This is a genomic window from Streptomyces sp. NPDC127084, from assembly GCF_042724175.1.
Lineage (GTDB): Bacteria > Actinomycetota > Actinomycetes > Streptomycetales > Streptomycetaceae > Streptomyces.
In genome coordinates, this window is the sequence record NZ_JBHXFA010000411.1 from 1 (window position 1) to 824 (window position 824).

Consider the following 824-nt stretch of genomic DNA (forward strand, 5'->3'; position numbering starts at 1 on the left):
GATGGCCTCGTCGAACAATGTCTGCTTGTCGCCGAAGTACACATAGAGCCGTTCCTTGCTCGCCCCCGCGTTCTTCGCGATCCGGTCGATACGGGCGCCGTCGACGCCACGCAGAGCGAACTCGTCCATGGCCGCCTCAAGGATCCGCTCTCTGGCTTCCGCACCGGTTCTTCGCATGGACTCAGTATACATACAAACTAGTTTGTATGCCTTGATGTTAGTCGAACACGATCACACGACGCTCAACTCCGCCGCATGGCACACGGCAACGGACACCGTGAAGCGGGCGGACAGCGGAGCGGTTTCCAGGGCCCTCACCCACCAGCCCCGTACTTCCAGGCCGTTGCGGATCGTGGCCGCGATGTCGGCCCTGGGTGCCGGGTTCTCGGTGGCTACGTCGAGGTCCTGGCTGGGGCGGTTTACGAGGCGGTGTGCCCGCACGGCGTATCCGCCGGTGAGGTTATGAGGGCCTTTCAATCTTGTCCGTTGTCCGCTGATGCATGGTGCTGACGACGCCGATCATCGAGGTTGGTGCCCCCCTCGAAGCTCTGGAGATGTCTTCTAGGATGGCCTTGCCCAGGGTCAGTTGACGGATCGCCTCGGCGTAGATCCTCGCCTGTTTGTGGAGGTCGGTGTTCTCGCGCCGGAGCCTGGCAAGGTCATCTTCGCGCTTGGCTGTGTCCTTCTCGGCCCCCGCTTTGTCTCGCCAGGCGGCGAGTTGACCCTTGAACCACTCGATCAGGTCGGGGAAGTCCCGGTAGAAGGTCGCGTATGTGACGCCAAGCTGCCGCTCGACGCTGGTGGCGGTGGCTCGTCGGCCAGTG

The 824-nt window shown here is 62.9% G+C and carries 2 protein-coding genes and 1 pseudogene; all 3 read right to left on the bottom strand.

Features of this window, described 5'->3' with window-relative positions:
• Positions 1 to 192: TetR/AcrR family transcriptional regulator (locus ACFWI9_RS34610; protein WP_387169348.1), on the bottom strand; the 192-nt coding region annotated here is incomplete at its 3' end.
• Between the two features lie 78 nt (positions 193 to 270).
• Positions 271 to 498 (bottom strand): annotated as a pseudogene (locus ACFWI9_RS34615) (hypothetical protein); the annotation flags it as partial.
• Positions 461 to 824, bottom strand: a 364-nt coding sequence (locus tag ACFWI9_RS34620) for a hypothetical protein (protein ID WP_387169351.1), incomplete at its 5' end; no start/stop codon positions are given. The pseudogene ACFWI9_RS34615 and the gene ACFWI9_RS34620, both read right to left, overlap by 38 nt.